The sequence below is a fragment of the Thioclava sp. 'Guangxiensis' genome, from assembly GCF_045348365.1.
Lineage (GTDB): Bacteria > Pseudomonadota > Alphaproteobacteria > Rhodobacterales > Rhodobacteraceae > Thioclava > Thioclava kandeliae.
In genome coordinates, this window is the sequence record NZ_CP155822.1 from 1,449,245 (window position 1) to 1,475,580 (window position 26,336).

At 62.1% G+C, this 26,336-nt stretch carries 25 protein-coding genes; 19 read left to right on the plus strand and 6 right to left on the minus strand.

Features of this window, described 5'->3' with window-relative positions:
* Window positions 1–87: 87 nt before the first annotated feature.
* From ABEB22_RS07175 to ABEB22_RS07200, 6 genes are all read left to right on the plus strand, one after another.
* Window positions 88–594: a c-type cytochrome gene (locus ABEB22_RS07175; RefSeq protein ID WP_406869943.1), complete on the plus strand. Its 507-nt coding sequence runs from the start codon at window positions 88–90 to the stop codon at window positions 592–594.
* Between the two features lie 185 nt (window positions 595–779).
* Entirely contained in the window at window positions 780–2,690 is a 1,911-nt protein-coding gene (locus ABEB22_RS07180; protein WP_339113554.1) for an extracellular solute-binding protein, read from the plus strand.
* 39 nt (window positions 2,691–2,729) lie between these two features.
* Window positions 2,730–3,926, plus strand: coding sequence for an ABC transporter permease subunit (locus tag ABEB22_RS07185; RefSeq protein WP_339113553.1), 1,197 nt, complete (start codon window positions 2,730–2,732; stop codon window positions 3,924–3,926).
* A 1-nt stretch (window position 3,927) separates the two neighbouring features.
* Window positions 3,928–5,034 (plus strand): ABC transporter permease, encoded by a 1,107-nt coding sequence (locus ABEB22_RS07190; RefSeq protein WP_406869944.1) that lies wholly within the window; start codon window positions 3,928–3,930, stop codon window positions 5,032–5,034.
* Window positions 5,031–6,614 (plus strand): ABC transporter ATP-binding protein, encoded by a 1,584-nt coding sequence (locus ABEB22_RS07195; protein WP_406869945.1) that lies wholly within the window; start codon window positions 5,031–5,033, stop codon window positions 6,612–6,614. Before ABEB22_RS07190 ends, ABEB22_RS07195 begins: the two co-directional genes overlap by 4 nt.
* Complete coding sequence (locus tag ABEB22_RS07200; protein WP_406869946.1) at window positions 6,611–7,858, plus strand: glycosyltransferase; 1,248 nt, start codon at window positions 6,611–6,613, stop codon at window positions 7,856–7,858. Before ABEB22_RS07195 ends, ABEB22_RS07200 begins: the two co-directional genes overlap by 4 nt.
* Before the next feature lie 97 nt (window positions 7,859–7,955).
* Here ABEB22_RS07200 and hemN read toward each other — a convergent pair whose 3' ends face one another.
* A complete protein-coding gene (hemN, locus tag ABEB22_RS07205; RefSeq protein ID WP_406869947.1) occupies window positions 7,956–9,311 on the minus strand; it encodes an oxygen-independent coproporphyrinogen III oxidase in 1,356 nt (451 codons plus the stop codon).
* 55 nt (window positions 9,312–9,366) lie between these two features.
* On the opposite strand from hemN, the gene fnrL reads away from it, so the two are divergent.
* Complete coding sequence (fnrL, locus tag ABEB22_RS07210; protein WP_350935193.1) at window positions 9,367–10,113, plus strand: transcriptional regulator FnrL; 747 nt, start codon at window positions 9,367–9,369, stop codon at window positions 10,111–10,113.
* A complete protein-coding gene (locus ABEB22_RS07215; protein ID WP_406869948.1) occupies window positions 10,094–11,002 on the plus strand; it encodes a PhzF family phenazine biosynthesis protein in 909 nt (302 codons plus the stop codon). Before fnrL ends, ABEB22_RS07215 begins: the two co-directional genes overlap by 20 nt.
* Window positions 11,003–11,069: 67 nt before the next feature.
* On the opposite strand, the gene ABEB22_RS07220 is transcribed toward ABEB22_RS07215, so the two are convergent.
* Window positions 11,070–11,483 (minus strand): hypothetical protein, encoded by a 414-nt coding sequence (locus ABEB22_RS07220; protein WP_339113546.1) that lies wholly within the window; start codon window positions 11,481–11,483, stop codon window positions 11,070–11,072.
* A 152-nt stretch (window positions 11,484–11,635) separates the two neighbouring features.
* Complete coding sequence (locus ABEB22_RS07225) at window positions 11,636–12,475, minus strand: universal stress protein (RefSeq protein ID WP_339113545.1); 840 nt, start codon at window positions 12,473–12,475, stop codon at window positions 11,636–11,638.
* Window positions 12,476–12,688: 213 nt separating this feature from the next.
* Between ABEB22_RS07225 and ccoN the strand changes: the two genes are divergently transcribed.
* The 8 genes from ccoN to ccoS all read left to right on the plus strand — a co-directional run bounded on the left by ccoN (window position 12,689) and on the right by ccoS (window position 20,670).
* Window positions 12,689–14,287, plus strand: a complete 1,599-nt coding sequence (gene ccoN / locus ABEB22_RS07230; protein ID WP_406869949.1) for a cytochrome-c oxidase, cbb3-type subunit I — start codon at window positions 12,689–12,691, stop codon at window positions 14,285–14,287.
* Window positions 14,288–14,299: 12 nt separating this feature from the next.
* Window positions 14,300–15,028, plus strand: coding sequence for a cytochrome-c oxidase, cbb3-type subunit II (gene ccoO, locus ABEB22_RS07235; RefSeq protein WP_339113543.1), 729 nt, complete (start codon window positions 14,300–14,302; stop codon window positions 15,026–15,028).
* Between the two features lie 10 nt (window positions 15,029–15,038).
* On the plus strand, window positions 15,039–15,239 hold the full coding sequence (locus ABEB22_RS07240; protein ID WP_339113542.1) for a cbb3-type cytochrome c oxidase subunit 3: 201 nt from the start codon (window positions 15,039–15,041) through the stop codon (window positions 15,237–15,239).
* On the plus strand, window positions 15,236–16,111 hold the full coding sequence (ccoP, locus tag ABEB22_RS07245) for a cytochrome-c oxidase, cbb3-type subunit III (RefSeq protein ID WP_406869950.1): 876 nt from the start codon (window positions 15,236–15,238) through the stop codon (window positions 16,109–16,111). The genes ABEB22_RS07240 and ccoP overlap by 4 nt, the downstream gene beginning before the upstream one ends.
* 291 nt (window positions 16,112–16,402) lie before the next feature.
* Window positions 16,403–17,857, plus strand: a complete 1,455-nt coding sequence (gene ccoG, locus ABEB22_RS07250) for a cytochrome c oxidase accessory protein CcoG (RefSeq protein ID WP_406869951.1) — start codon at window positions 16,403–16,405, stop codon at window positions 17,855–17,857.
* Window positions 17,854–18,312, plus strand: coding sequence for a FixH family protein (locus ABEB22_RS07255; RefSeq protein WP_339113539.1), 459 nt, complete (start codon window positions 17,854–17,856; stop codon window positions 18,310–18,312). The genes ccoG and ABEB22_RS07255 overlap by 4 nt, the downstream gene beginning before the upstream one ends.
* Before the next feature lie 3 nt (window positions 18,313–18,315).
* Complete coding sequence (locus ABEB22_RS07260; protein ID WP_406869952.1) at window positions 18,316–20,493, plus strand: heavy metal translocating P-type ATPase; 2,178 nt, start codon at window positions 18,316–18,318, stop codon at window positions 20,491–20,493.
* Window positions 20,494–20,511: 18 nt separating this feature from the next.
* Window positions 20,512–20,670 (plus strand): cbb3-type cytochrome oxidase assembly protein CcoS, encoded by a 159-nt coding sequence (gene ccoS / locus ABEB22_RS07265; protein ID WP_339113537.1) that lies wholly within the window; start codon window positions 20,512–20,514, stop codon window positions 20,668–20,670.
* Between the two features lie 97 nt (window positions 20,671–20,767).
* Here the strand turns inward: ccoS and ABEB22_RS07270 are convergent, their stop codons facing one another.
* Complete coding sequence (locus ABEB22_RS07270; RefSeq protein ID WP_339114436.1) at window positions 20,768–22,318, minus strand: D-alanyl-D-alanine carboxypeptidase family protein; 1,551 nt, start codon at window positions 22,316–22,318, stop codon at window positions 20,768–20,770.
* Between the two features lie 366 nt (window positions 22,319–22,684).
* Window positions 22,685–23,383, minus strand: coding sequence for an HAD family hydrolase (locus ABEB22_RS07275; protein WP_406869953.1), 699 nt, complete (start codon window positions 23,381–23,383; stop codon window positions 22,685–22,687).
* 138 nt (window positions 23,384–23,521) lie between these two features.
* On the opposite strand from ABEB22_RS07275, the gene clpS reads away from it, so the two are divergent.
* Genes clpS through ABEB22_RS07290 form a run of 3 tightly spaced genes read left to right on the plus strand, consistent with a single transcriptional unit; the run spans window position 23,522 to window position 25,778 of the window.
* Window positions 23,522–23,872: an ATP-dependent Clp protease adapter ClpS gene (clpS, locus tag ABEB22_RS07280; RefSeq protein WP_406871134.1), complete on the plus strand. Its 351-nt coding sequence runs from the start codon at window positions 23,522–23,524 to the stop codon at window positions 23,870–23,872.
* Window positions 23,873–23,896: 24 nt separating this feature from the next.
* Complete coding sequence (locus ABEB22_RS07285; RefSeq protein ID WP_406869954.1) at window positions 23,897–24,928, plus strand: methyltransferase; 1,032 nt, start codon at window positions 23,897–23,899, stop codon at window positions 24,926–24,928.
* 40 nt (window positions 24,929–24,968) lie between these two features.
* Window positions 24,969–25,778 (plus strand): SDR family oxidoreductase, encoded by an 810-nt coding sequence (locus ABEB22_RS07290; protein ID WP_339113534.1) that lies wholly within the window; start codon window positions 24,969–24,971, stop codon window positions 25,776–25,778.
* A gap of 10 nt (window positions 25,779–25,788) precedes the next feature.
* Here ABEB22_RS07290 and ABEB22_RS07295 read toward each other — a convergent pair whose 3' ends face one another.
* Window positions 25,789–26,214, minus strand: a complete 426-nt coding sequence (locus ABEB22_RS07295) for a hypothetical protein (RefSeq protein WP_339113533.1) — start codon at window positions 26,212–26,214, stop codon at window positions 25,789–25,791.
* Window positions 26,215–26,336: the final 122 nt, after the last annotated feature.

Below are 26,336 nucleotides of genomic sequence, written 5' to 3' on the forward strand. Positions count from 1 at the left end.
ACAAACATGATCTCGGTCAAAGTGCTCACCTTCCGGTGAGGGTAGATGATCGTTATATTATGATGATGATCCATCCCGGGACGAGCGATGTTCACACTTACTAACCTTATCAAAACGGTGCTCGGTCTGGCGGGCGCGCTGGTGTTTTTCCTGATCGGAAGCTGGGCGGCGCAGGCGCTTTACACCGTGGGCGGCGATGTGGAGACGGCAGGCATGTCGGATGCACCTGGCGGGTTGATCGGCGGCGAGGCGGCCGCCCCTGCAGCGCCTGTAGATGTGATCGCGATGGGCGAGGGGGATCCTGCCGCAGGGGCCAAGGTGTTCAACAAATGCAAGGCCTGCCACAAGGTGAATGGCACCAATGGCGTTGGTCCGCATCTGGATGGTGTGGTGAACCGCCCCGTGGGCTCGGTGGAGGGCTTCAACTACTCGGCGGCTCTGCAAAACCACGGGGGGAGCTGGGATTACGCGGCACTTGATGCGTGGCTGAGCGACCCCAAAGCCTATGCGCCGGGCAACAAGATGACCTTCGCAGGGCTGAAAAAAGCGGAAGACCGCGCCAATGTGGTCGCCTATCTCGAAAGTCTTCAATAAGCCGACGCACCATAGTTCCGAAGGGCCGCATCCCACGCGGCCCTTTTTTCATGCCCCTGCTTCACAATTTTGCTGTTTGACAGGGAAAATCATGATTTCACAGGCCTTTCACAGAGAAGCAACTTGATAGCAGCCCGTTCCGCCCTTTACCTATATTCAAGGGAAATCACGCAAAGGGGATAGGAATGCCGGAACGGACGAGGGCCTATGCGCAGCCGAAGGGAATGCGGCGGTATCTGATGCCTTTCGCCATGATGGCGGCCTTGGGGACACCCGCAGTCGCACAAGATGTGGCAGGTGAGGTGAGCGAGGCGCAGGAGGGCGGCCAGACAGTGATCTCGGCCTATGGCATCTCGACCCTGAACGACCTGAAATATCCGGCGGATTTCAAACATCTGGACTATGTGAACCCCGGTGCACCCAAGGGCGGCGAGATCTCGGAATGGACCACGGGATCGTTCGATAACTACAATCCCTATTCCATTCAGGGCCGTGCGGCAGCGTTATCTTCGGCGCCGCAGGAAAGCATCCTTGCGACGACTGCCGATACCGTGGGGCAGGCCTATTGCCTGATGTGCACCACGATGGACTATCCCGAGAGCAAGGACTGGGTGACCTTCCATCTGCGTGAGGGCATCACCTTCTCGGATGGCACGCCGATGAGCGCCCGAGATATCCTCTTCTCCTACGAGCAGCTGCGTGATTACGGGCTGTCGAGCTTCCGTCAGGTGCTGGAGCAACAGGTGGCGAAGGCCGAGGTGATCGACGACAGGACGATCAAATTCACCTTCACCCCCGATGCGCCGCGCCGTGATATCATCCAGCTGGTGGGCGGGCTGCCGGTGTTTGAACAAAAGCAGTTCGAACGGCTGGGTCTGACGCTCGACAAGACCTTCCCAGAGGCGCTGGTGGGCACCGGCCCCTATATGTATGACAGCGACAAGAACAACCGCACGATCACATGGAAGCGCAATCCCGACTATTGGGGCGAGGATCTGCCGATCAATGTGGGGCGCAACAATTTCGACAAGCTGCGCATCGAGTATTTCGGCGATTACAACGCGGCATTCGAGGCGTTCAAGGCGGGGATCTATACCTTCCGCAACGAGGCGTCGTCCAATACATGGGCCACGGGCTATACCTTCCCTGCCGTCGAGAACGGGCAGGTGATCAAGACCGAGCTACCCAATGGCAATGTGGCCTCGGGTCAGGCGTTCCTGCTGAACATGCGCCATCCGGTCTTTGAAGACCCGAAAGTGCGCGAGGCCGTCGGGCTTGCCTTCAATTTCGAATGGTCGAACAAAACGCTGTTCTACGGGCTCTACGAACGGGTGAATTCGATCTGGGAGAACTCGTCTCTGGAGGCGACCGGCAAACCCTCGCCCGAAGAGCTGAAGATCCTCGAGCCGTTGAAGGCCGATCTGCCCGAAGGCGTGCTGACCGATGATGCGGTGATGGCGCCGGTCTCGGGGGATCGCCCGCTCGACCGTAAGAACCTGCGCAAGGCCGCCAAGCTCCTTGAGGAAGCGGGCTGGATCGTGGGTGATGACGGGCTGCGCCGCAAGGATGGCAAGGTGCTGCATATTGATATTCTCAATGACAGCCAGAGCTTCGACCGGATCATCAACCCCTATATCGAGAATCTCAAACAGCTGGGAATCGAGGCGGTTAACGAGCGGGTCGATGACGCGCAATATCAAAACCGCCAAAGAAGCCACGACTATGACATGATCACCAGCCAGATCGGGCAGGACCTGCTGCCGGGCTCGGGGCTACAGCAGTATTTCGGCTCTAAATCCACAGGCGATGTGTTCAACGGGATGGGCCTTGCTAATCCGGCGGTTGACAAGCTGATCACGCTGGTCGAGCAGGCGCAGACCGAGGACGAGCTGACCACCCGCGTCCATGCGCTGGACCGCGTGCTGCGGGCGATCCGCTTCTGGGTGCCTCAATGGTACAAGAACACTTATACGGTCGCTTATTATGATATGTATGACCACCCCGAGACCCTGCCGCCCTATTCGCTGGGCGAGATGGATTTCTGGTGGTATGACGCCGCAAAAGCAGAAAAACTGAAGGCCTCCGGCGCGCTGTAACGCGGGTCGGGGCACGGGCAGAAAGGGGCGAGGCCACTTATGGGCGCCTATATCCTGAAGCGGTTGCTTCTCGTGATACCGACACTTCTCGGGATCATGATCGTGAACTTCACCCTGACGCAATTTGTGCCCGGTGGCCCGATCGAGCAGATCCTCGCGCGGGTCGAGGGATCGGGCGATAGCATGCGCAACCTCACGGGCGGCGGCGATGCCGGTGCCGGTCAGGGGGGCGTAGAAGAGGGCGGCTATCAGGGTGCGCGGGGCATCTCGCCACAGCAGCTTGCCCAGCTCGAGGTGCAGATGGGCTTCTCGCGCATCGTCTGTGATGCGAGCCATCAGGGCGAGCCTACCATCGGCGCCCCCGGCTGCACCACCGAGAAAATCGGCGCGGTCGAGCGGTTCTTCATCATGATGGGCCATTACCTGACCTTCGATTTCGGCAAGAGCTATTTCCACAACGAGACCGTGATGCAGCTGATCATGGAGAAGATGCCGGTCTCGATCACGCTGGGGCTCTGGTCGACGCTTCTGGCCTATCTGATCTCGATCCCGCTGGGCATCCGCAAGGCGGTGCGCGATGGCACGTCCTTCGACACATGGACCTCGGCGGTGATCGTGGTGGCCTATGCCATTCCGGGGTTCCTGTTTGCGGTGCTTCTGCTGGTGCTATTCGTCTCGGGCAACTGCTTCCATATCCCGTTTGTCCCCGAAAGCTGGAACCCGACCTGTTACAGGCTGTTCCCGTTGCGCGGCCTGACCTCGGATAATTTCGATGCGCTGAGCACCTTGGGCAAGGCCAAGGATTACCTCTGGCATATCGTGCTGCCGATTACGGCAATCACGATCTCCAGCTTCGCCACGCTGACGCTTCTGACCAAGAACTCCTTCCTCGACGAGATCAACAAGCAATATGTCGTTACCGCCCGCGCCAAGGGCCTGACCGAACATCGCGTGCTTTACGGCCATGTGTTCCGCAATGCGATGCTGATCGTGATCGCGGGCTTTCCGGCGACCTTCCTTGGCGTGTTCTTCGGCTCCTCGATCATCGTGGAGACGATCTTCTCGCTTGATGGCTTGGGGCTTCTGGGCTTTCAGGCGGCGGTCGAGCGCAATTATCCGGTGATCTTCGGCACGCTCTATGTCTTCGGGCTGATCTCGCTGGTCGTGGGGATCCTGTCGGACCTGATGTATGTCTTTGTCGATCCACGGATCGATTTCGAGAAGAGGGGTGGCTGAGATGGCGCTCTCTCCGCTGAACCAGCGCCGCTGGGCCAATTTCAAGGCCAACCGTCGGGCGCTCTGGTCGCTGATCATCTTCACGGTGCTTTTTATCGCTTCGCTCTTTGCCGAGGTGCTGGCCAATGACAAACCGATCGTGGTGAACTATCAGGGGCATTACTATTTCCCCGCCTATAAATTCTATCCCGAGACGGCCTTTGGCGGCGATTTCCGCACCGAGGCCGTTTACCGCGAGCCCGAGGTGCAATGCCTGATTGTCACGGGCGGCAACGAGGCCTGCTGGGATGACCCCGACGCCTATATGAAAGAGGCGCAGGAGAAGGGCACCGTAGACGGCGAGAAAATTGACAAGGGCTGGATGATCTGGCCGCCGATCCGCTATAATTACCGCACGATCTCCAACGATGCTCCTGCGTTCTCGCCCCCCGATGGCGAGCACTGGCTGGGCACTGACAATACTGCCCATGACGTCCTGGCACGGGTGATCTACGGCTTCCGCACCTCGATCCTGTTCACGCTGATCGTCACCGGCGTGGGCTCGCTGATCGGGATCGCGGCGGGGGCGGTGCAGGGCTATTTCGGCGGCAAGGTCGATATTGTCTTCCAGCGGCTTCTGGAGATCTGGGCCTCGACGCCCTCGCTCTATGTCATCATCATCCTCTTCGCCATTCTGGGGCGGAGCTTCTGGCTTCTGGTCTTTGTCTCGATCCTCTTCGGCTGGCCCGCCTTGGTGGGGGTGGTGCGCGCCGAGTTCCTGCGGGCACGGAACTTCGAATATGTCCGCGCCGCGCGCGCTCTGGGCGTGACCGACGGCACGATCATGCGCCGCCATATCCTGCCCAATGCGATGGTCGCGACGCTGACCATGCTGCCCTTTGTCGTGACCGCGACGATCTCGATGCTGGCCTCGCTCGATTACCTCGGCTACGGGCTGCCCTCCTCGGCGCCCTCGCTGGGCGAACTCGCGCAGCAGGGCAAGGAGAACCTGCAGGCCCCGTGGCTCGGACTCTCGGCCTTCTTCACATTCGCGGCCATGCTGTCACTTCTGATCTTCATCTTCGAGGGTGTGCGTGATGCCTTCGACCCGCGCAAGGTGTTCCAATGACCACGATCCTCGATGTCAAAGACCTCAAGATCAGCTTCGGTCGCGGGCCGGAGGTGGTGAAAGGCGTAAGCTTCACCGTGGCCGAGGGAGAGACCGTGGCGCTGGTGGGCGAGAGTGGTTCGGGCAAGTCGATCACCGCGCTGTCCTCGGTGCAGCTTCTGGGGCCGAATGCCCATCTGACAGGATCTGTGCGCTATAAGGGCCAAGAGATGGTTGGCGCCCCCGAACGCCTTCTGCGCAAGGTGCGCGGCAATGATATCAGCTTCATCTTCCAGGAGCCGATGACCTCTCTCAATCCCCTCCATACGCTGGAAAAACAGCTGGGCGAGAGCTTGGCGCTGCATCAGGGGGTGCGGGGCGCACAAGCCAAGGCGCGGATCATCGAGCTTTTGGATAAGGTTGGCATCCCCGATCCCGAGAGCCGTCTGGCCGATTATCCGCACCAGCTTTCGGGTGGGCAGCGCCAGCGGGTGATGATCGCGATGGCACTGGCCAATGGGCCGGATCTGCTGATTGCAGATGAGCCGACCACCGCGCTTGATGTGACGATCGAGGCGCAGATCCTCGAACTGCTTGCGGATCTGAAACGCGATATGGGGATGAGCCTTCTGTTCATCAGCCATGATCTGGGCGTGGTGCGCCGCATCGCCGACCGTGTCTGCGTGATGCAGAATGGCGAGATCGTCGAGCAGGGGACGGCCGAGGAGATCTTCGCTAATCCTCAGCACGCCTATACGCGCAAGCTTCTGGCGGCCGAACCCAAAGGCACTGCCGAGCCTGTGCCCGAAGGTGCGCCCGAGCTGGTGCGCACCGAGGATCTCAAGATCTGGTTTCCGGTCAAGCGCGGGCTTTTGCGCAAGGTCACCGGCCATGTGAAGGCCGTCAATGGCGCATCGCTTTCGGTGCGGGCAGGGGAAACCTTGGGCATTGTGGGCGAGTCGGGCTCGGGCAAGACCACGCTGGCATTGGCCATCATGCGGCTGATCGAGAGCGATGGGCCGATCATCTATGCGGGCGAGAATATCGCCGCATGGGAAGGCAAGCGCCTGCGCGCACTGCGCCGCGACATGCAGATCGTGTTCCAGGATCCGTTCGGCTCGCTCAGCCCGCGGATGACTGTCGAGCAGATCATCGCCGAGGGGCTGACCGTGCACGGGGTCGAGCCTGGTCGTGACCGCACCGAGATGGTGGCCGAGATCATGACCGAGGTCGGTCTGCCCCCCGAAGCGATGCATCGCTATCCGCATGAGTTCTCGGGCGGGCAGCGCCAGAGGATCGCCATTGCGCGCGCCATGATCCTGCGCCCCAAGGTGGTGGTGCTCGACGAGCCGACCTCGGCACTCGACATGACGGTGCAGGTGCAGATCGTCGACCTTTTGCGCGATCTACAGCGCAAGCACGGGCTGGCCTATCTTTTCATTAGTCACGATTTACGGGTGGTTAGGGCCTTGAGTCATAAGGTGATGGTGATGAAACGCGGCGAAGTGGTCGAGCAGGGGCGAGCGGAGGATGTCTTCGCCAACCCGAAATCCGGCTATACCCGCGACCTTATGGCCGCAGCCCTCGGAGAGACTGTTTGAAAATCCTCTTTGTCCACCAGAACTTTCCGGGCCAGTTTCCGCATCTGGCCCCGGCCTTGCAGGCGCGTGGACATGAGGTGACGGCCCTGACGGCGGAAAAGAACAACCGCCCCTCGCCGGTGAGAGTGGTCAAATATCGTGAACCGCAAGAGATCACATTGTCCTCGCGGCTGACCCGCATGTATGCGCAGGTCTCCGAACGCGGGTTGCGAGCGGCACGGGCCGCGCGCCAGATGCGCCGCGATCATGGCTATGTGCCGGATGTGATCTTCGGCCATCCCGGCTGGGGCGAGACGCTCTATCTGCGCGAGATATGGCCCGAGGCGCGGCTGCTGGTCTATGGTGAGTTGATGTATCGGACAACGGGGCTCGATACCGATTTCGACCCCGAATTCGCCCGCGACGGGTTCGACAGCCGTATCTCGACGGTGGCGCGCTCTGCCCATCTGATCCAGACTATCGCCCAGGCGGATGCCGCCCTCTGTCCGACGCAATTCCAGGCCGATACCTTTCAACCCGAATTCCGTTCCAAGATTACGGTCTGTCATGATGGGGTGGATACCGACAGGCTCTGCCCGGACCCGTATGCTGTCTTCGAGATCCCCGAAAAGGGGGTGAGCTTCCGGCCGGGGGATGAGGTGATCACCTTCGTGAACCGCTCGCTCGAACCTTACCGCGGGTATCACAGCTTCATGCGGGCGCTGCCCGATGTGCTGGCGGCGCGGCCCCAAGCGCATGTGCTGATCGTCGGCGAGGAGGGGCAGAGCTATGGTGCGGCGCCAACAGACGGGATCAGCTGGAAGGAACGCTACCTGAACGAGGTGCGCGACCGGCTGGATCTGGCGCGTGTGCATTTTCTGGGCCGCATCCCCTATGACAGATATATCAAGATGTTACAGGTCAGTCGCGTGCATGCCTATCTGACCTATCCCTTCGTCCTGAGTTGGTCGCTGATGGAAAGCATGAGCGTGGGCTGTCATGTCATCGGCTCGGATACTGCGCCTGTGCGGGAGATGATCCGCCATGGCGAGACCGGCCATCTGGTTGATTTCTTCGATATCAAGGGCTGGTCTGCACGGCTGACCGAGGCGCTTTCCTCGTCCGAAAGATTCATTCCGCAACGGGTGGCCGCGCGCCGCGCGATGGTGGAGCGCTATGATCTCAAACGCTACTGCCTGCCGAGACTGGTGGAGTTCGTCGAGACGGCTGGACAGGGGCCGGGCCGCGCGCTTCCAGCGTCCTGAAATATCCCGGGGGGGCCGAATTGCAGCGGGGCATTGAGCCCCGCCGCAATTCGGTCGGGGGCAGAGCCCCCTCCAGCCCCGGCCTCTTGCGTGGCACTCAAATGGCAGAGCTGTGACCCGCTCTCGACAAATCATAGGCGTCGAAATGCCGGGCGATCAGGCGGGTGAGCGGGCGGCCCTTCTCTGGAATGCGCAGCCCGGACGGAGTCATCTCGACGCAATCCTCGAATTCGGCCGCGCACTGGCCCAGCATCTGGCTCAACTGCGCCAGTGACACATCATGGGTCCGGATCAATTCATCCGTCTTCAATTCGAAATCGCACATCAGCGCCTCGATAATCCGCGCCCGTAGCTGATCTTCGGACGAGAGCTTATGCCCGCGCGCGGTCGAGAAACGGCCCTCGCGTATGGCGCCCACATATTTTCCGGTGGCCGGAGCATTCTGTGCATAGCCCTGCGGGAAGCGCGAGATGGCGCTTGCGCCAAGCCCGACCAGAACCTCCGCCTGATCGTCGGTATAGCCCTGGAAATTCCGCCGGAGGCGGCCTGTGCGCTGGGCGACAGCCAGCCCGTCCGCGGGCAACGCAAAATGGTCGATGCCGATCGCATGGTAACCATCGGCTCGGAACAGTATCGCGGCACGGTCGAACAGGTCGAGCCGTTCCTCGGGCGTCGGTAACTCGTCGGAGGGCAGCATGTTCTGGCGCCGTGCCATCCATGGCACATGGGCATAGCCATAGAGCGCCACGCGGTCGGGGGCGAGGGACAGGAGCTTCTGCACCGAGGCGGAGATCTTCTCGGGCGTCTGGCGCGGCAGACCGAAGAGGATATCGGCATTCAGGCTCGCGATACCGCGGGCACGGATCATCTCGACGGCGCGGGCGGTCTCCTCGAAACTCTGCTCGCGGCCGATGATCTTCTGGATCTCGGGGTCGAAATCCTGCACCCCGATCGAGGCACGGTTCATGCCCGCACCAGCCAGCGCATCAAGGCGGGCCGCATCGATCTCGCAGGGGTCGATCTCGACCGAAAATTCCGCCCCCTCGGCCAGCGGGACGGCCTCGAACGTGGCTTCGGCCAGACGGGCTATTATACCGGCAGGCATAAGGGTGGGCGTGCCGCCGCCCCAATGCAGCCGCGAGAGCGTCACGCCGGGGGCAAGACGCTCTTTCAGCATCTTCAACTCGCGCAGGAGCACCTCGGAATAGGCTTGCACCGGCTCGGCGCTTTGTGTGCCCTGCGTGCGACAGGCGCAGAACCAGCACAGCCTACGGCAGAAGGGCACATGCATGTAGAGCGAGATTGCGCTTCCCGCAGGGATCGCCTCGATCCAGGAGGAGAACGTCTGCGGTCCCACATCCGCATTGAAATGCGGGGCCGTCGGATAGCTTGTGTAACGGGGGACGCGCGCGTCGAACAATCCGAGACGGGCGAGTTGCGATTTATGTTCCATGCGCCTATCGTTACGATATCAACGCGCAACAGAAATTGACCCATATCAAATGTCCATTACGAAAGACGAAGTGCCATCGGTCACGCTGCAATGCGGCGACTGCACGATCCGCCATCGGGCGGTCTGTGCGCGTTGCACGCCGGATGAAGTGTCCGATCTCGAGAAGATCAAATTCTACCGCACCTACGAGGCGGGTCAGACCATCGTCTGGGCCGGTGATGATATGGAATTCGTGGCCTCAGTGGTGACAGGGATCGCCACCATCACGCAGGCGATGGAGGACGGTCGAACGCAGATGGTGGGGCTGTTGCTGCCCTCGGATTTCGTGGGCCGTCCGGGGCGCACGACGGCGGCTTATAACGTGACCGCGACCACCGATGTTCTGATGTGCTGCTTCCGGCGCAAACCTTTTGAAGCGATGATCGAGCGCACACCGCATCTGGCGCAGCGCCTGTTGCAAATGACGCTCGACGAGCTGGATGCCGCGCGCGAGTGGATGCTTCTGCTGGGCCGCAAGACCGCGCGGGAAAAGATCGCCTCGCTTCTGTCGATCATCGCGCGGCGCAATGCGTCCTTGCAGATGAAGAACCCGTCCGAGAGCATGACCTTCGATCTGCCGCTGACCCGCGAGGCGATGGCGGATTATCTGGGGCTGACGCTCGAAACCGTCTCGCGCCAGATTTCGGCGCTCAAGCGCGACGGGGTCATTATACTGGATGGCAAGCGCCATGTGACGGTGCCCGATATGGAGGCGCTGTTGCTGGAAGCGGGGGATGATGCCGATGGCGGATTGTTCAACTAGGGACTTTGTGACGCTCGACGTGTTCACCGACAGGCCCTTTGCCGGAAATCCGCTGGCGCTTCTGCCCGATGCCTGCGGGCTGGGCACGGCGCAGATGCAGGCGATCACGCGCGAGTTCAACCTATCGGAGACCATCTTCGTGCTGCCGCCCGCCGATCCGGCGCATCGCGCGCGGGTGCGAATCTTCTATCCGGGGGGCGAGATGCCTTTTGCCGGCCATCCGACATTGGGCTGTGCGATCTGGCTGGCCACGCAGGATGCGGGCGAGGGGGATTTCGACCGCGTGCTGGTGCTGGAAGAAGAGGCGGGGCTGGTTCCCGTGCATGTAACTCGCAAGGACGGTGCGCTCCGGGCCGAGTTCCAGGCATCCGTTCTGCCCGAGATCCAGCCGCAGGCAGCCTCCCACGGGGCCTGTGCCGAGGCTTTGGGGATCAGTCCGCAGGACCTGCGCGCCGAGTCGATGGCCGTGATCTCGGGCGGGCCGAGCTTTGCCTTTATCGGGGTGACGGATACCGAAGCCCTGGGCCGTGCGCGTCCCATGCAACCCGCGTTCGACACGGTGCAGACCGCGCTTTCGGCGGACGGGGTCTATGTTTATGCGCAGACCGGCGCGCAAAGCTGGCAGGCGCGGATGTTCGACCCCGGTGGCGGGATCCCCGAGGATCCCGCCACCGGTTCGGCTACGGCGCTGTTTGCCGCGCAGCTTCTGGCGATGGGGGGCCTGGCCGAGGGCGAGACGCGGCTCTCGCTGCGTCAGGGTGTCGAGATGGGCCGCCCCTCCGAGCTGGGACTACGGGTCATCTGCAAGGACGGCGCACTGAGCGCGGTCCATGTCTCGGGCTCGGCAATCGAGATCTCGCAGGGCCGCATCAGGGTGCCCGCCCTCTGACGCTTTGGCCTGTTAACTACGGGCCTGTTCCATACGGGTCTGCTAACTACGGGCCTGAGGTGCCCCGTCAGGCGGGGCAGCGCATATAACGCAGGGGCGCAGGCGCTGCGCCATCACCGGTCTCGGTGCGGATCAGGGTTTGGCCGTCATCCTTCAGTTCGAGAAGCTCGTGATAGGACCAAGACTGTCCCTCGCCGGTAAAGTCGAACATGCCGGACAGGCGGGCCGGTTGCTGTTCCTGCGGTTCGGTCAACACGCCGCGCGATTCGTAGAAGGTGAGGGTGTCGGCGCTGACGCTCATTAGCCCCTTGGCATCATCACGGCCGGGGGTGCAATCATTGAGGCTCATGCCCCAGCGGCCTTGAAACCCCGCGGGGATCGGTCCGGCGGCCATCTTGTCGGCGCTCTGGCTGGCACCTCCGGGCGGCATGCAGGCGGCAAGCGTCAGGGTCGCCAGAAGCGGAAGGGCCAAGGGTCTCATCGAATTCCTCCGGTCGGATATACAGTCATCAGGATCGGAATAAACCATTGGAGCTGCAGCCCGAACTGTCCAGCCCACAGCAGAACGGGCGGCAAGAAGCCGCCCGTCGGGATCATATCCGGTGTATTTCCGCCGGTCCGCCAGGCCGTCGGTCAGTGCGACATCAGCACCGGAACATCGGCCATCTCCAGCATATGGCGGGTGGCCCCACCCAGAATCGCCTCGCGGAAGCGCGAATGGCCATAGGCACCCATCACGATCATATCGGCGCTGGTATCGCTGACATGGCGATTCAGCACGTCGGAGATGCGCGGCATGGTCTTGGGCAGAACCGTCACCTCGGCGGCCACCCCGTGACGCACCAGCATCTGGCAGAGCGCCGAACCCGGATCGGCGCGTTCAGGCCCGTGGGCGGGCGGCGCGATGACCGTTATATCAACCTTCTCGGCGGCTTTGAGGAGCGGCAGCGCATCGCGCACGGCATCGAGCGACTCGTCCGAGCCGTTCCATGCCACCACCACACGGCGCCCGCTGAGACGGCCATTGAAATCATCGGGCACGATCAGCACGGGCACATTGCCCTCGAAGAGCGCCGCCTCGATGGCCGCCTCGATCTCCTGACCACGATCCTCGCCATAGGGGCGGCCCATCACCACCAGATCGGCAAAGCGCGCCCGCAGCGCCACGGCAGGCGCGATGGCGCCAAGCTGCACGACCATCGTCTCGGTGGCCCAGCGGATATCCTCGTTTTTCAGCCGCGCCAGCACACCGGCCTCGACCTTGGCGGCCTCGTCCTGTGCCTGCTCGATGACCTCTTTCTGGACATAGGCCGTGGCGCCCGCGTAGTAATATCCGGTCTGCGAGACATCGACGCCCAGGCACAGCACATCCAGATGTGCCTGCTCCTGGCGCGCCATCACGATAGCGGCGTCCAGCTGGGCTTTGGCCGCGTCGAGATCGGTAACGATAGAAAGAATGGTTTTGTAGGACATGGCTTTGCCTCGTCGTTTGATTTCACCGACGATCATAGGCCTGCTTGCGATCGGCGACTTTGACCAAGATCAAATCATGGATCGCAGACCCGTTTTTTATGCTCCCGAACAGTTGATGCAGATCAAGGCAGTGTGATCGGCCTCCCCGCAAAAGGGACTGAAGTCGTGCCCGCATTCCTTCGTGCAGGGCAGAATAAGACAAAGGGACGCAATATGTGGGATTACCTCAAGCTTGCCATGCTGGGCCTTGTCGCCGTTCTGGCGGCGATCGCCGCAAGCTATGGTCGCGATCTCGCCTATACCGTGAATGCGATCGAAGTATTCGTGGCGGCAGTGATCGCATTGATCTGGGTGATGCGGGGCATGGAGAAAACCAGCCCCGTCTCGCAGACCGAGTATTTCGATAGTGTCATCCGCTATGGCGTGGTGGCGACGGTATTCTGGGGGCTCGTGGGGTTTCTGGTCGCGGTCTTTATCGCCTTCCAGCTGGCCTTTCCGGCGCTGAATTTCGAATGGGCTCAGGGCTATCTGAATTTCGGAAAGCTGCGGCCCCTGCATACCTCGGCAGTGATCTTCGCCTTTGGCGGTAACGCCCTGATCGCGTCGTCCTACTATGTGGTGCAACGAACTTCCGCCGCACGTCTCTTTGGCGGCAGCCTCGGCTGGTTCGTGTTCTGGGGCTATAACCTGTTCATCGTTCTGGCGGCCTCGGGCTATATCCTCGGGGCCACGCAATCGAAGGAATATGCCGAGCCCGAATGGTATGTGGACCTGTGGCTGACCGCGGTCTGGGTGGCTTATCTGATCACTTTCCTCGGCACGATCCTCAAGCGCCGCGAGCCACATATCTATGTGGCCAACTGGTTCTACCTCTCTTTCATCGTGACCGTGGCAATGCTGCATATCGTCAATAACCTCGCGGTGCCCGTATCGGTCTTCGGGTCGAAATCGGTGCAGCTGTTTGCGGGTGTGCAGGATGCGATGACGCAATGGTGGTATGGCCATAACGCGGTGGGCTTCTTCCTGACCGCAGGCTTCCTCGGCATGATGTATTACTTCGTACCCAAACAGGCGGGGCGTCCCGTCTATTCCTACAAACTCTCGATCATCCACTTCTGGGCGCTGATCTTCCTCTATATCTGGGCTGGTCCGCACCATCTGCATTATACCGCGCTGCCCGATTGGGCCTCGACGCTGGGGATGGTGTTCTCGATCATGCTGTGGATGCCCTCGTGGGGCGGTATGATTAACGGCCTGATGACGCTCTCGGGCGCCTGGGACAAGCTGCGCACCGATCCGGTGATCCGCATGATGGTGGTGTCGATCGGTTTCTACGGCATGTCCACCTTTGAAGGGCCGATGATGTCGATCAAGGCGGTCAACTCGCTCTCGCATTATACCGACTGGACCATCGGCCATGTGCATTCGGGCGCGCTCGGCTGGAACGGGATGATCACCTTCGGGATGCTCTATTTCCTTGTGCCGAAACTGTGGAAACGCGAGGCGCTCTATTCGCTCAAAGCCGTAAGCTGGCATTTCTGGCTCGCCACTATCGGGATCGTGCTCTACGCGGCCTCGATGTGGGTCACGGGGATCATGGAGGGCCTGATGTGGCGCGAGGTCGATGCGCAGGGCTTCCTCGTGAACTCCTTCGCCGACACGGTGGCTGCCAAATTCCCGATGTATGTCGTCCGGGCTCTGGGGGGCGTGATGTATCTGACCGGCTCGCTGATCATGGCATGGAACCTCTGGGCGACGGTCGCCAAGCAACCGAAAGCGCGCGTTGCCGCCCACGCCGTTGCGGCAGAGTAAGGAGATAGGTCTATGTCCATTCTGGATAAACACGGGATCATCGAGAAGAACGCGACGCTCCTTTTGATCGGCTCCTTCCTCGTGGTCACTATCGGCGGCATCGTTGAAATCGCCCCGCTCTTCTATCTCGAGAACACGATCGAGAAGGTCGAGGGCGTGCGTCCCTACACTCCGCTCGAGCTGACCGGTCGCGATATCTATATCCGCGAGGGTTGCTATGTCTGCCACAGCCAGATGATCCGTCCGATGCGTGACGAATACGAGCGCTACGGGCATTACTCGCTGGCCGCAGAATCGATGTATGACCACCCGTTCCAATGGGGCTCCAAGCGCACCGGCCCCGATCTGGCGCGGGTTGGCGGGCGCTATTCGGATGCGTGGCATGTCGATCACCTGAGCGACCCGCAATCGGTGGTGCCGGAATCGGTGATGCCGAAATACGGCTTCCTCAAGCATAGGCTCCTCGACACCGGCCATCTGGAAGAACGTCTGGAAACCGACGCGTTGGTCGGGGTGCCCTATACTTCCGACATGATCGAGGCGGCCAAGACGGATTTCGCGGCCCAGCTGGACCCCTATGCCGATACCGATGGTCTTTTCGCCCGCTATGACGCGCGGGTGAATGTGCGCAATTTCGATGGCCAGCCTGCCGTGACCGAGATGGATGCGCTGGTGGCCTACCTGCAGGTGCTGGGCACGATGGTCGATTTCTCGACCTTCGAACCCGCACCGAGCCGCTGAGGAGAGCGAGATGGATTATCATATCTTCCGCGAATTCGCCGATAGCTGGATGCTCCTGTTCATGGTGGCGATGTTCGTGATTGCCATCCTCTGGGCCTTCCGTCCGGGAGCGCGCAAATCGCAGGCCGACAGTGCCGCCATTCCCTTCCGCCACGAGGACCATCCCGCAACGGCCCCAAGCGGGTTGGCCAAAAGGGAGTTGGATCAATGAGCAAGCTGAACAAGAACCTGCCCGACGACCCGTCGACGACCGGCCATAGCTGGGACGGAATCGAGGAGTTCAACAATCCGCTACCGCGCTGGTGGCTCTGGACCTTCTATGCCTGCATCCTTTTCGCGCTCGGCTATACGGTCGCGATGCCCGCATGGCCGCTCCTGAATGGGGCGACACCGGGTTTGTTGCACAAATCGACCCGTGCCGATCTGGCCGCCGATCTGGAGCGGTTCGACGCGATGAATGCACCCGTCGAGGCGCGGCTCGTGGCCGCGGATCTGGGGGCGATCGCCTCCGATCCGGAGCTTGCGAACTATACCCAGAATGCGGGCGCGGCCGTCTTCCAGACATGGTGTGCGCAATGCCATGGTGCGGGGGCGGGCGGCCAGCAGGGGCTGGGCTATCCGAACCTGCTCGATAGCGACTGGCTCTGGGGCGGCAGGATCGGTGATATCTACACCACCGTCACCCATGGTATCCGTAATGCGGATGACCCCGAGGCGCGCTTCAGCCAGATGCCCGCTTTTGGAACGGATGGCATTCTGGAAGAGGCGCAGATCGATCAGGTGGTGCAGTTTGTCCGCCAGATTTCGGGGCAGGAGGCCGATCCGGCGCTGGCCTCCGAAGGGGCCACCGTCTTTGCCGAGAATTGCACCGCCTGCCATGGTGATGCGGGCAAGGGCGACCCGTCGCAGGGCGCACCCAATCTGACGGATGCGGTCTGGCTCTATGGAGGCGATGTCGCAACCCTTACCCAAACGGTCCGTGAGGCCCGCGCAGGCGTCATGCCCAACTGGAACGCCCGCCTGAGCGAGGCCGAGATCCGCGCAGTGGCCTCTTATGTCCACGGGCTCGGGGGCGGGCAGTAAGCCGCTCCCCACCAGATCCCCGTGGCCGCGGCTAGGGCGCGGCTGCGGGGCTCACCGGCACCCTGTCCCGTTCGCGCGTTTCATATGCAGGGTGCCGGTGTTTTTTGTCCCTGACCTTCGCGACGTCCTGTCGCGCGCGCTCCGGAGCTTTGCCCGGGGCGCTTTTTTATCCGGCGCCATCGCATCGGGAAAAATGCATCCGAAATCGCGATTTTGACGCATGTCAAAGAAGCACGGACCGCAAACGCGCATTGAAGACCAACGCGCAGACCGATCCGAGGAGACCGCAACATGAGCATACCAGACCCTGTTGCCCCGCCGCCCCTTTACACCAGCCGCGAACCCGTTTTTCCGCGCCATGTGCGTGGCCGTTTCCGGCAGCTGAAATGGGGGCTGATGGCGGTGATGCTCGGGGTCTATTACCTCCTGCCGTGGATCCGTTGGGACCGCGGTCCGGCGCTGCCCGATCAGGCGGTGCTGGTGGATCTGGCGAACCGTCGGTTTTTCTTCTTCATGATCGAGATCTGGCCGCATGAATTCTATTTCGTGGCGGGGCTTCTGATCATGGCGGGGCTGGGGCTGTTTCTGTTTACCGCCGCGATGGGGCGGGTCTGGTGCGGCTATGCCTGTCCGCAGACGGTCTGGACCGATCTTTTCATGCATGTCGAGCGATGGGTGGAGGGCGATCGTAACGCCCAGATCCGCCTGTTGCGCGCGCCATGGGGCGCCGAGAAGATCCGCAAACGCGCCCTCAAATGGGCGCTATGGCTGGTGATCGCGCTGGGGACGGGGGGCGCATGGGTGTTCTATTTCGCCGACGCTCCCACCCTGATGCGCGATCTGGTCACGGGCCAAGCGGCGTTGGTGGCCTATCTGACGATGGCCTTCCTGACCGCCACGACCTTCTTCTTTGGCGGGTTTGCCCGCGAGCAGATCTGTATCTATGCCTGCCCGTGGCCGCGCATCCAGGCGGCGATGATGGATGAGGATACGCTGACCATCGGCTATCGCGACTGGCGCGGCGAGCCACGTGGCAAGCTGAAGAAAGGCGTGAAACTCGACGCGGCGCAGGGCGATTGTATCGATTGCAATGCCTGTGTCGCGGTCTGTCCGATGGGGATCGATATCCGCAATGGCCAGCAGATGGAGTGCATCACATGCGGGCTCTGTATCGATGCCTGCAACGAAATCATGGATAAAACGGACCAGCCGCGCGGGCTGATCGGCTATATGGCGCTGCGCGATGAAGAACGCGAGAAGCGTGGAGAGGCCCGTGTCAGCCCGTGGCGCCACATCTTCCGCCTGCGCACGATCATCTATTTCCTGCTCTGGGGCGGGATCGGTGTAGGGCTTTTCGTGGCGCTTCTGATGCGCTCGCCCATCGAGTTCAACGTGACCCCCAGCCGCTCGCCGCTTTATGTGACCCAGCCCGATGGCACGATCCGTAACATTTACACGCTGCGCCTGCGCAACAAGGACCATGCAGCCACGGCCTATGTGATCTCGGTCGCGGGGCCGGATGGCCAGCCGGTTGAGGGGCTGGTGGCATCGGTCGAGGGGCATGCGGGCGGGGTGGTCGAGGTGGCCCCCGATGCCACGCTCTCGGCGCGGCTCTACCTCGAGGCCGCGCGCGGAACGGCGCTGGCACAGGCCAAGCGCTCCGATGTGGTCTTGCGTGTCAGCCAACGCGATGGCGCTGGCTCGGTGACGGAACAGACGGTCTTCAATGGAGCAGGACAGCAATGATGACACGCGAACTGACCGGAAAGCATGTGCTTTCCATCACCATAGGGGCGTTCTCGGTGATTATCGGGGTCAATATCTTCATGGCGTATAACGCGGTCCATAGCTTTCCGGGTCTGGAGGTCTCGAACTCCTATGTCGCCAGTCAGGAATTCGACCGGCTGCGCACGGCGCAGGTGGCGCTTGGTTGGCGGGTGGAGCCTCGATATGCCGATGGCCAGCTGAGTTTCCGTATTCTGGGGATGGACGGGCTGCCGGCGCAGATCGCGCAGTTCTCGGCACTTATCGGGCGCACCACGATGGCGCGCGAGGATGTCACGCCCGTGTTCCGGCGTGTGAACGGGGCCTATGTGACCGATCTCGACCTGGCGCCCGGAGCATGGCTCGTGCATCTGGAGGCCGTAGCGAGCGATGGCACGCCCTTCCGGCAGCGGATCGACCTCTTCGTACGGGGCTAGGCGATGACGTCCGCCCCCGATATCGAGAGCCGTATCTCGGCCTGTCCGGCCTGTATCGCCGCACCCGCGGCGCAGGATATCGCGCGGCGGGGGATGGCTTCGCCCGATCTGATGCTGTCCTTGCCACAGGTGCATTGTGCGGCCTGTATCACCGATGTCGAGGCGGCGCTTCTTGGTGTCGAGGGGGTGCGGGATGCACGGGTGAACCTGACGCTCAAACGGGTCGCGGTGCGGGCGGAGGGGGTGACGCCCGACATCTTGGTCGGCGTGCTGGGGGCAATTGGCGTCGAGGCACATGAGCTGGACCCCGACCTGCTGCAGGCGACCGAGGCCGACCGTCAGGGCCGCGATTATCTGATGCGTATCGGCGTCGCGGGATTCGCGATGATGAATATCATGCTTTTGTCGGTGGCCGTCTGGTCGGGGGCGGGAGAGGCGACCCGCGACATGTTCCACTGGATCTCGGCGGCGATTGCCTTTCCCACCGTGATCTTTGCGGGCCAGCCTTTCTTTGCCTCGGCCTATCGGGCGCTTAAGGGGCGGCGTCTGGGTATGGATGTGCCGATTTCGCTGGCGATCCTTCTGGCCAGTGGCATGTCGCTTTACGAGACGATCCATTCGGGGCGGCATGCCTATTACGATGCCGCCGTCATGCTGATCTTCTTTCTGCTGGTCGGACGATATCTCGATTACCGCTCGCGGGCGGCGGCGCGCTCTGCCGCCGAGGAGCTGGCCGCGTTGGAGGTGCCGCGCGCCTTTGTGTGGCGTGACGGGGCCGAGGTCGAATTGCCCGTGGCCGATCTGCGCGTGGGCGATCATCTGCATCTGCGCGCGGGCGGGCGGCTGGCGGCGGATGGGGTGATCATCGAGGGGCGATCCGAAATGGACCGCTCGCTTCTGACGGGGGAGAGCTTGCCGGTGAGCGTGGGGCCGGGGGCTGTGCTCGCGTCGGGAGAGGTCAATCTGACCGGGCCGCTGACGGTGCGCCTGACAGCCGTAGGACGGGACAGCTCGCTCCACCGGATGGCGCAGCTGGTGGCCGCAGCCGAAAGCGCGCGCACGAAATACACCACGCTCGCCGAACGCGCGACCCGCGCCTATACGCCGCTCGTGCATCTGCTGGCGCTTTCGGCCTTTGGCGGCTGGCTCTGGGCCTCGGGCGATCTGCGTCTGGCGCTGAATATCGCGGCGAGTGTGCTGATTATCACCTGCCCCTGCGCTCTGGGGCTGGCGGTGCCTGCGGTGGTGACGGCGGCCTCGGGGCGGCTCTTCCGGCAGGGGCTTCTGGTGAAGGACGGCTCCGCGCTCGAGCGGCTGGCCGAGGTTGATACCGTGGTCTTCGACAAGACCGGCACGCTGACCACCGGCCTGCCCGAACCTGCCGATCTGGAGGGGCTGGGCGAGGCGGCAGGCGGCGTGGCGCTGGCCCTGGCTGCGGGCTCGTCGCATCCGCTGTCGCAGGCGCTGGCCGGGGCGCTGGCTGCGCGCGGGACCATGCCTGCAGCGCTCGATGATCTGCGCGAGGTTTCCGGCTGCGGGGTCGAGGCGCGGTATCGGGGCCGGATCGTACGGCTGGGTCGCGCCGATTGGGTCGGGGCGGAGGGCGAGGGGACGTGGCTTTGCCTCGGCGAGGGGCGCGTCCACCGGGTCCGTTATCGGGACCGTCTGCGCGAGGGTGCGGCCGAGGCGGTTGCAGCCCTTCAGGATCTGGGGCTTTCGGTCCGGCTTGTGTCGGGGGATACGGTACCCGCGGTTGCGGCCTTGGCCGAACGGTTGGGGATAGCCGATTGGCAGGCCGCGGCCCGCCCCGAAGACAAAGCCCGCATTCTGGCAGATCTGGCATCCGGGGGGCATCCAGCGTTGATGGTGGGCGACGGGCTCAACGATACGATCGCGCTCGCGCAGGCCCACGTTTCGATCTCGCCGGCCTCGGCACTCGATGCGGCGCGCACGGCGTCTGACATCGTGCTGCTGGGCCGGAGCCTTGCGCCGGTTGCGCAGGCAGTGGTGACGGCCCGCAATGCACGGGCGCGGATCAAGCAGAATTTCGTGATCTCGATCGGCTATAATCTGGTCGCGGTGCCGCTGGCGCTCTGCGGACTGGCGACGCCACTGGCGGCGGCCCTTGCCATGTCGGCCAGTTCGATCACCGTCTCTCTTAATTCTTTACGGCTGAAATAGGCTCTGGAAGGTTACCTTATGTCGATTCTCGGTTTTCTGATCCCGATCTCGCTTGTTCTGGGGGGCGTTGGGCTTCTGGCATTCTTCTGGGCGTTGAAGTCCCGCCAGTTCGACGATCCCAAAGGCGATGCCGAGCGCATCCTTTCGAACGCATGGGATGACCATCCGAAACGGTGATTCCGGTCAGCGCCCCCCGACCTGTCATCGCATAGAAAAACGGGCCGCTTCCCAATAGGAGGCGGCCCGCTTAGTTGAAGCAGAGAGGGGCGGGGGCTCAGGGCCCCACGACCCCGCATTCCATGCTGCGCGCGGCCAGTCTGGCGCAGGCGAGGCTGGCCTGTTGCTGGCTCATGCCCACAAAGGTCGCCTCGTAGCCAAGCTTGCGCTTGACCACCTTGCGCAGGGCGTCGCCCAGCGTATCGCTTTCCATCAGCGCGATCTTCAGCATGTCCTGCTGGGCGTGGAATTCGGATGTTTTCAGCCCGATGGTCACGCCCCAGTTGCGCCCGCCCGAAGTCGAGGCGCGGGCGACGACGCGCGGCGTCTCGGAGGCTGCGGCCTGCGGCGGGTTCAGGGCCGCCAGAATGACGGTATCGGCTTTCTTGTCCTTCCCCATCAGAGCGAGTGTCTCGGGTTGCGGTTTGCTGGTCTGCTGGAAGATCGGACCGCCCGGATCGGTATCGCCCTGCGCGATCTGGCCGGCGAATTGCTCCTCGTCCTGGTCGGGCGCGCCGTCCTCGGCGCCGGTTTCAGCTGCGGCAACCTGAACCTCCTCTCCCGCCAGATCCTCGACAGGAGCCTCGACCGGTGCGGCTTGCGCCACGGCTCGGTTGGGCGCCAGAACGGGACGGGGGCTGGCATCAAGCGCCTCGGCAGAGGCCATGGTCACAGCCTCGTCCACCGCATCGGCATCGACAGGGCTGGTCTCGGGCGCGGGGTCGGCATTTGCCACGGCCACGGCGGCGGCAATCGCATCCGCGTCATGCGATGTCGCACCGGGGCGGACAAGCGGGCGCGGGCTGCTCTGCATCGGACCGTTCGCCACGAGAAGACCGCGGGTCGGACGGTTGAGATCGATGATTTCGGGGGCATCGGGGCGGCGCAGCGGGCTGTTCTCATTCACGCGCTTGAAGCCCAGATCAAGGAGCTCCATCATCTTCGCGTTCCGCTGGGCGGTCGAGGTGCCGCCGAAGACGGTCGCGATGATACGGTCATTGCCACGCTGTGCCGAAGCCGTCAGGTTGAACCCGGATGCCACGGTATAGCCCGTCTTGATCCCGTCGGCGCCTTTATAGGCATCGAGGAAACGACGGTTGGTGGAGTAGACGGTCTTCATGCCCGCATCAGCGGAGCGGCGCGAGAAGATATTGTAATATTGCGGAAAATCATAAAACAGGTGACGGCCCAGAATGGTCATGTCATGGGCGCTGGAGAGGTGTCCCTCGCGGGTCAGACCGTTGGCATTCTTGAAGGTCGAGTTTTTCATGCCGAGGGTCTTGGCAGTGGCGGTCATCCGCGCGGCCCAGTTCTCCTCGTTGCCACCCAGCGCATCGCCGATCGCGGCAGCCGCATCGTTTGCGGATTTCACGGCGGCGGCGCGGATCAGATAGCGCAGTTTGATCTTCTGTCCGGCGCGCAGCCCCAGACGCGAGGGCGGTTGCGAGGCAGCATTCTTCGACACCGTGATTTCGCTGTCGAGGCTCACCTCACCGGCTTCAATGGCCTGAAAGGTGATGTAGAGCGTCATCATTTTCGTAAGCGACGCGGGGTAGAGTCGCGTGTCGGCGTTTTTCTCGTAGAGGACCTCACCAGAGCGCATGTCCATCACATAGGCAGCAAAGGGCGCGGCTTGAACGGCCAGCGGCAAAAGCACCAATGTGAAGAACGCGCATACCCCTGCTCGGATCCAGCGCGAAAGCGTGGTCACGGTTCTTATCCTTATATCTGCCTCGATGCCCCGTTGTTTTTTGACCGGGGCTTATGATTGGAAAGATAGCACGGAGGATTGAATGTGAAAATTAGGAAGTTCAAATCACATTAACTGCGTTTTTCCTGCATCACCACATCATGTGGTGGTTGCAATGGGTTGCGATACCTCAAGTTGTGTTGTTAACTGATCCTTAACCTTATATTCCCTTGCGGCAGTCAAGCCTCGTTCACGGGGCAGTGAGTGTTTTTTACTCGAAGGGATTCACTCGAGCGCGAATTTGTGCAGAGCCTCGGCAAGATTTTCCATCGATTCGAGTGTTAACAGGCGCGGATGGGAGGCGGGGGCCTCGGCATGATCGAGCGCCCATGTGACCCCCCGATCGGGAATGTGGATGGCGCGCCCACCGGCCTCGAGCATCGGGAGGATGTCCGATTTCATGGAGTTGCCCACCATGATGCCCTGTCGGGCCCCCATGCCGTGACGGTCAAAAATGCGGGTATAGATCTCGGGCGTTTTCTCCGACACCACCTCGACCGCCTGGAAACACGGTCCAAGCCCGGATTGTGCCAGCTTGCGTTCCTGATCGAGCAGATCGCCTTTTGTGATCAGCACGAGCTTATACGATGCGGCGAGGGTGGTGATCGTGGTTTCCACATGCGGCAGCAGCTCGATCGGATGCGCTAGCATTTCGCGGCCCGCCTCCAACAGCTCGGCGATCACCGTGGCGCTGACCCGTGCCTCCGAAACCTCGATCGCGGTTTCGATCATCGAGAGCGTAAATCCTTTTACCCCAAAGCCATAGCGTCCGATATTTCGGCGCTCAGCGGCCAGAAGGCGGTCCTCCAGATGATCCCGTCCGGCAAAATCGCCCATCAATTCAGCAAATCGCGCCTGGGTAAGCGTGAAGAACCGCTCGTTATGCCATAGCGTGTCATCGGCATCGAAACCCAGCATTGTCATTGGCCCTGTTTCCTTCCTATTGTCGGGTAAGAGATTACATTTCGAATTGCGAGCCGGGGCAGAAAGGGTTTTCTTCTGCTCCCGTCTTCCTATATTCGCCACAAGACCTGAGATATTCGGAACCCGGGAAAAGCGATGATGACAGGCGACTTCAAGCCGTTCAGCATGATGGCCGACGACGAGAATGGCAATGACGGCGATGCCGGTCTGGCCACGAAAACGCGGCCCAAGACCCGTAAGCCTCCGTTATATAAGGTGATGCTGCTCAATGATGACTATACGCCGATGGAATTCGTGGTGCATATCCTCGAACGTTTCTTCGGGCTCAATCATGCGCAGGCCTTCGAGATCATGTTGACCGTGCACAAGAAGGGGCTGGCTGTGGTGGGGGTGTTCTCTTTCGAGATTGCCGAGACCAAGGTTGCGCAGGTGATGGATTTCGCCCGCCGCCACCAGCACCCTCTGCAATGCACGATGGAAAAGGAATGAGCGCGGCCTTCCGCGACGAACCCAATGACACATCCGCGACTTTCGCTGGCGCTCGAACAGGCGCCCCTGCCGGAGACGGGCACGATCCTCGTGCTCGGTGCTCTGGCCGATACCGATCTTTCCGATTTGCCTAGGGACAGGCTGGAGCTGGTGCAGGGGTTTGCCCCTGATCATGCGGGGCTTTCGGCCCGTGGCTATACCGTCAGCCCCGCGCCTCAAAGCACGGGATATGCGGCGGCAGTCCTCTTTCTGCCGCGCGCCAAGCAGGAGGCCCGCAACGCGCTGGCCCGTCTCTGCGCCTTGGTCGATGAGGGCGGTATGATCCTCGTGGACGGTGCCAAGAATGACGGGGTGGATTCGGTTCTGAAATCCCTCAAACCACTGGTTTCGCCCTCGAGCGCCATCGCCAAGGCGCATGGCAAGGTGTTCCGCTTTGCCGCGCGGCGCGATGTGCTGGACGAGTGGGTCGTGCAGGCCCAGACCCCGACAGAGGGATTCGTTACCACACCGGGCGTGTTTTCGGCCGATAAGGTCGATGCAGGCTCGGCACTGCTGGCGCAGGCGCTGCCCGGCCGCCTTCCGGCGCGTATGGCTGATCTAGGGGCGGGCTGGGGCTGGCTCTCGGCGCAGATTCTCGCTCGCGAGGGGGTCGAGACGCTCGATCTGGTCGAGGCAGATTTTGCAGCCCTTGACTGCGCCAAGCAGAATATCACCGATCCGCGTGCAAGCTTCCATTGGGAAGATGTCACGGGCTTCGAGCCCGCCGCCCGCTATTCGGGGATCGTCATGAACCCGCCCTTCCATGTGGGCCATGCGGGCGATCCGAACCTCGGTCAAGCCTTTATCCGTAAAGCAGCCTCTATCCTGTCGCTTTCAGGCAAGCTATGGATGGTCGCCAACCGCCATCTTCCCTATGAGGACACGCTCAGGCAGGTGTTCCACCATGTCGAAGAAATCGGTGGCAATACCCAGTTCAAACTGTTCTTCGCCGAAAAGCCGCTGAGCAAGTCGCAGGCCGCCAAGGCTGCCCCTACACAGACGAAACGCGGCCGCTAACCGGCCGCGTCTTTGCTTCAACCACTCCGCAGGAGACTGCATGTCGCTTTCCATTTCCGGCAAGACTGCCATCGTGACGGGCGCCGCCCACGGGATCGGGCTCGCCATCGCGCGCCATTTCGTGGACCGCGGTGCCAATGTGATGTTCGCCGATATCGACGAGAGCCGTCTGAAGGATGAATTTGCCGACACCGATACCTCGGAAGGTCCGGTGCGGATCTTTGCAGGCGATCTGTGCCAGAAGCTGAATGTCGCCAACCTTCTGTCGGCCACGATCGATGCGTTTGACCGGATCGATATTCTGGTGAACACGAACCGCAGCTTCACGCCCTGCGATCCGCTTGACCCCGACCAGACCGTGCTCGACGACATGCTGAGCCAGAACATGAAATCCTCGCTGCGGATCTCGCAGCTGACCGCCAAGCGCATGATCGCGCAGGCCGAGAAGGACGGGCGGACCGAGGGCGAGATCGGCTCCATCGTCAATATCTCGACGCTGGCCTCGACCCGCTCGCAACCCGAGACGCTGGCCTATTCCATTGCCTGCGCCGCGCAGGAACAGGCCGTGCGCGGACTGGCGGTGGCGCTTGCGCCGCATCGTATCCGCGTGAACGGGGTCAGCTTCGCCTCTGTCATGAGCCGTTCGCTGCAGGACGCGCTGAAGGAAAACTCCGAATGGCGCGAGGAGATCATCGGGGGCACGCCTTTGGGCCGGATCGCGGCGCCGAGCGAGCTGGCCGAAACGGTGCAGTTCCTTGCCTCGTCAGGGGCCAGCTTCACCACCGGCCAGATCATCCGCATCGATGGCGGGCGCGGGCTACTGGATGCGGTGCAGGTTCCCGTCTTCTGACGGGGACCGGTCAACTCTCGGTTTCGGGATAGGTCACCTTGCAGGCGGCGATATTGGCGCGCGCCTGCGGCTCGAGCGATTTGATCTTGGCCACCAGCCCGTCACGTTTACGGGTCTCGGAGGCCGGATCGATCGGCACGCGGCGCTGGAGCGTCTCTGTATAGTCCTGCCAGCAATGATAGGGGCGGCGGATCTTCTTGCCGTCCTTGGTGACATGCTCGTCATAGCCGCAGACCGTGTAGCGCGAGCGTTCGACCTCGTAGCTTTCCCATGCGTAGCCGCGCGCGAGGTTGCTGTTGACCTCTTCGAGCAGCCCGTTGAGCACGCGAATCTCCTTGGTGGAGCGGCCGATGCAGCGTTCCTGCGGCGTGCCGCAGGCGGCCAGAAACGCCAATGCGCCGAGGCCCAGAATGGCGGGAGAGAAGATGCGGATCATTGCTTGGCTCCTTTGGCGATCAGATTAGCTTCTAGCGGGCCGCACGGCTAGAGGGCTCATGCGAAAGAGGCATTTGCCCCCGCCAGCGCGGCCCGCTAAGACTGCGCCCAAGAAAAGGAGTG

Excerpts from the sequence above, each read along its gene's own strand:
- ABEB22_RS07175 (WP_406869943.1), top strand. The coding sequence starts at position 88 with ATGTTCACACTTACTAACCTTATCAAAACGGTGCTCGGTCTGGCGGGC.
- ABEB22_RS07180 (WP_339113554.1), top strand. The coding sequence starts at position 780 with ATGCCGGAACGGACGAGGGCCTATGCGCAGCCGAAGGGAATGCGGCGG.
- ABEB22_RS07185 (WP_339113553.1), top strand. The coding sequence starts at position 2,730 with ATGGGCGCCTATATCCTGAAGCGGTTGCTTCTCGTGATACCGACACTT.
- ABEB22_RS07190 (WP_406869944.1), top strand. The coding sequence starts at position 3,928 with ATGGCGCTCTCTCCGCTGAACCAGCGCCGCTGGGCCAATTTCAAGGCC.
- ABEB22_RS07195 (WP_406869945.1), top strand. The coding sequence starts at position 5,031 with ATGACCACGATCCTCGATGTCAAAGACCTCAAGATCAGCTTCGGTCGC.
- hemN (WP_406869947.1), bottom strand. The coding sequence starts at position 9,311 with ATGGAACATAAATCGCAACTCGCCCGTCTCGGATTGTTCGACGCGCGC.
- ABEB22_RS07215 (WP_406869948.1), top strand. The coding sequence starts at position 10,094 with ATGGCGGATTGTTCAACTAGGGACTTTGTGACGCTCGACGTGTTCACC.
- ABEB22_RS07220 (WP_339113546.1), bottom strand. The coding sequence starts at position 11,483 with ATGAGACCCTTGGCCCTTCCGCTTCTGGCGACCCTGACGCTTGCCGCC.
- ABEB22_RS07225 (WP_339113545.1), bottom strand. The coding sequence starts at position 12,475 with ATGTCCTACAAAACCATTCTTTCTATCGTTACCGATCTCGACGCGGCC.
- ccoN (WP_406869949.1), top strand. The coding sequence starts at position 12,689 with ATGTGGGATTACCTCAAGCTTGCCATGCTGGGCCTTGTCGCCGTTCTG.
- ccoO (WP_339113543.1), top strand. The coding sequence starts at position 14,300 with ATGTCCATTCTGGATAAACACGGGATCATCGAGAAGAACGCGACGCTC.
- ABEB22_RS07240 (WP_339113542.1), top strand. The coding sequence starts at position 15,039 with ATGGATTATCATATCTTCCGCGAATTCGCCGATAGCTGGATGCTCCTG.
- ccoP (WP_406869950.1), top strand. The coding sequence starts at position 15,236 with ATGAGCAAGCTGAACAAGAACCTGCCCGACGACCCGTCGACGACCGGC.
- ccoG (WP_406869951.1), top strand. The coding sequence starts at position 16,403 with ATGAGCATACCAGACCCTGTTGCCCCGCCGCCCCTTTACACCAGCCGC.
- ABEB22_RS07255 (WP_339113539.1), top strand. The coding sequence starts at position 17,854 with ATGATGACACGCGAACTGACCGGAAAGCATGTGCTTTCCATCACCATA.
- ABEB22_RS07260 (WP_406869952.1), top strand. The coding sequence starts at position 18,316 with ATGACGTCCGCCCCCGATATCGAGAGCCGTATCTCGGCCTGTCCGGCC.
- ccoS (WP_339113537.1), top strand. The coding sequence starts at position 20,512 with ATGTCGATTCTCGGTTTTCTGATCCCGATCTCGCTTGTTCTGGGGGGC.
- ABEB22_RS07270 (WP_339114436.1), bottom strand. The coding sequence starts at position 22,318 with ATGGACATGCGCTCTGGTGAGGTCCTCTACGAGAAAAACGCCGACACG.
- ABEB22_RS07275 (WP_406869953.1), bottom strand. The coding sequence starts at position 23,383 with ATGACAATGCTGGGTTTCGATGCCGATGACACGCTATGGCATAACGAG.
- clpS (WP_406871134.1), top strand. The coding sequence starts at position 23,522 with ATGACAGGCGACTTCAAGCCGTTCAGCATGATGGCCGACGACGAGAAT.
- ABEB22_RS07285 (WP_406869954.1), top strand. The coding sequence starts at position 23,897 with ATGACACATCCGCGACTTTCGCTGGCGCTCGAACAGGCGCCCCTGCCG.
- ABEB22_RS07290 (WP_339113534.1), top strand. The coding sequence starts at position 24,969 with ATGTCGCTTTCCATTTCCGGCAAGACTGCCATCGTGACGGGCGCCGCC.
- ABEB22_RS07295 (WP_339113533.1), bottom strand. The coding sequence starts at position 26,214 with ATGATCCGCATCTTCTCTCCCGCCATTCTGGGCCTCGGCGCATTGGCG.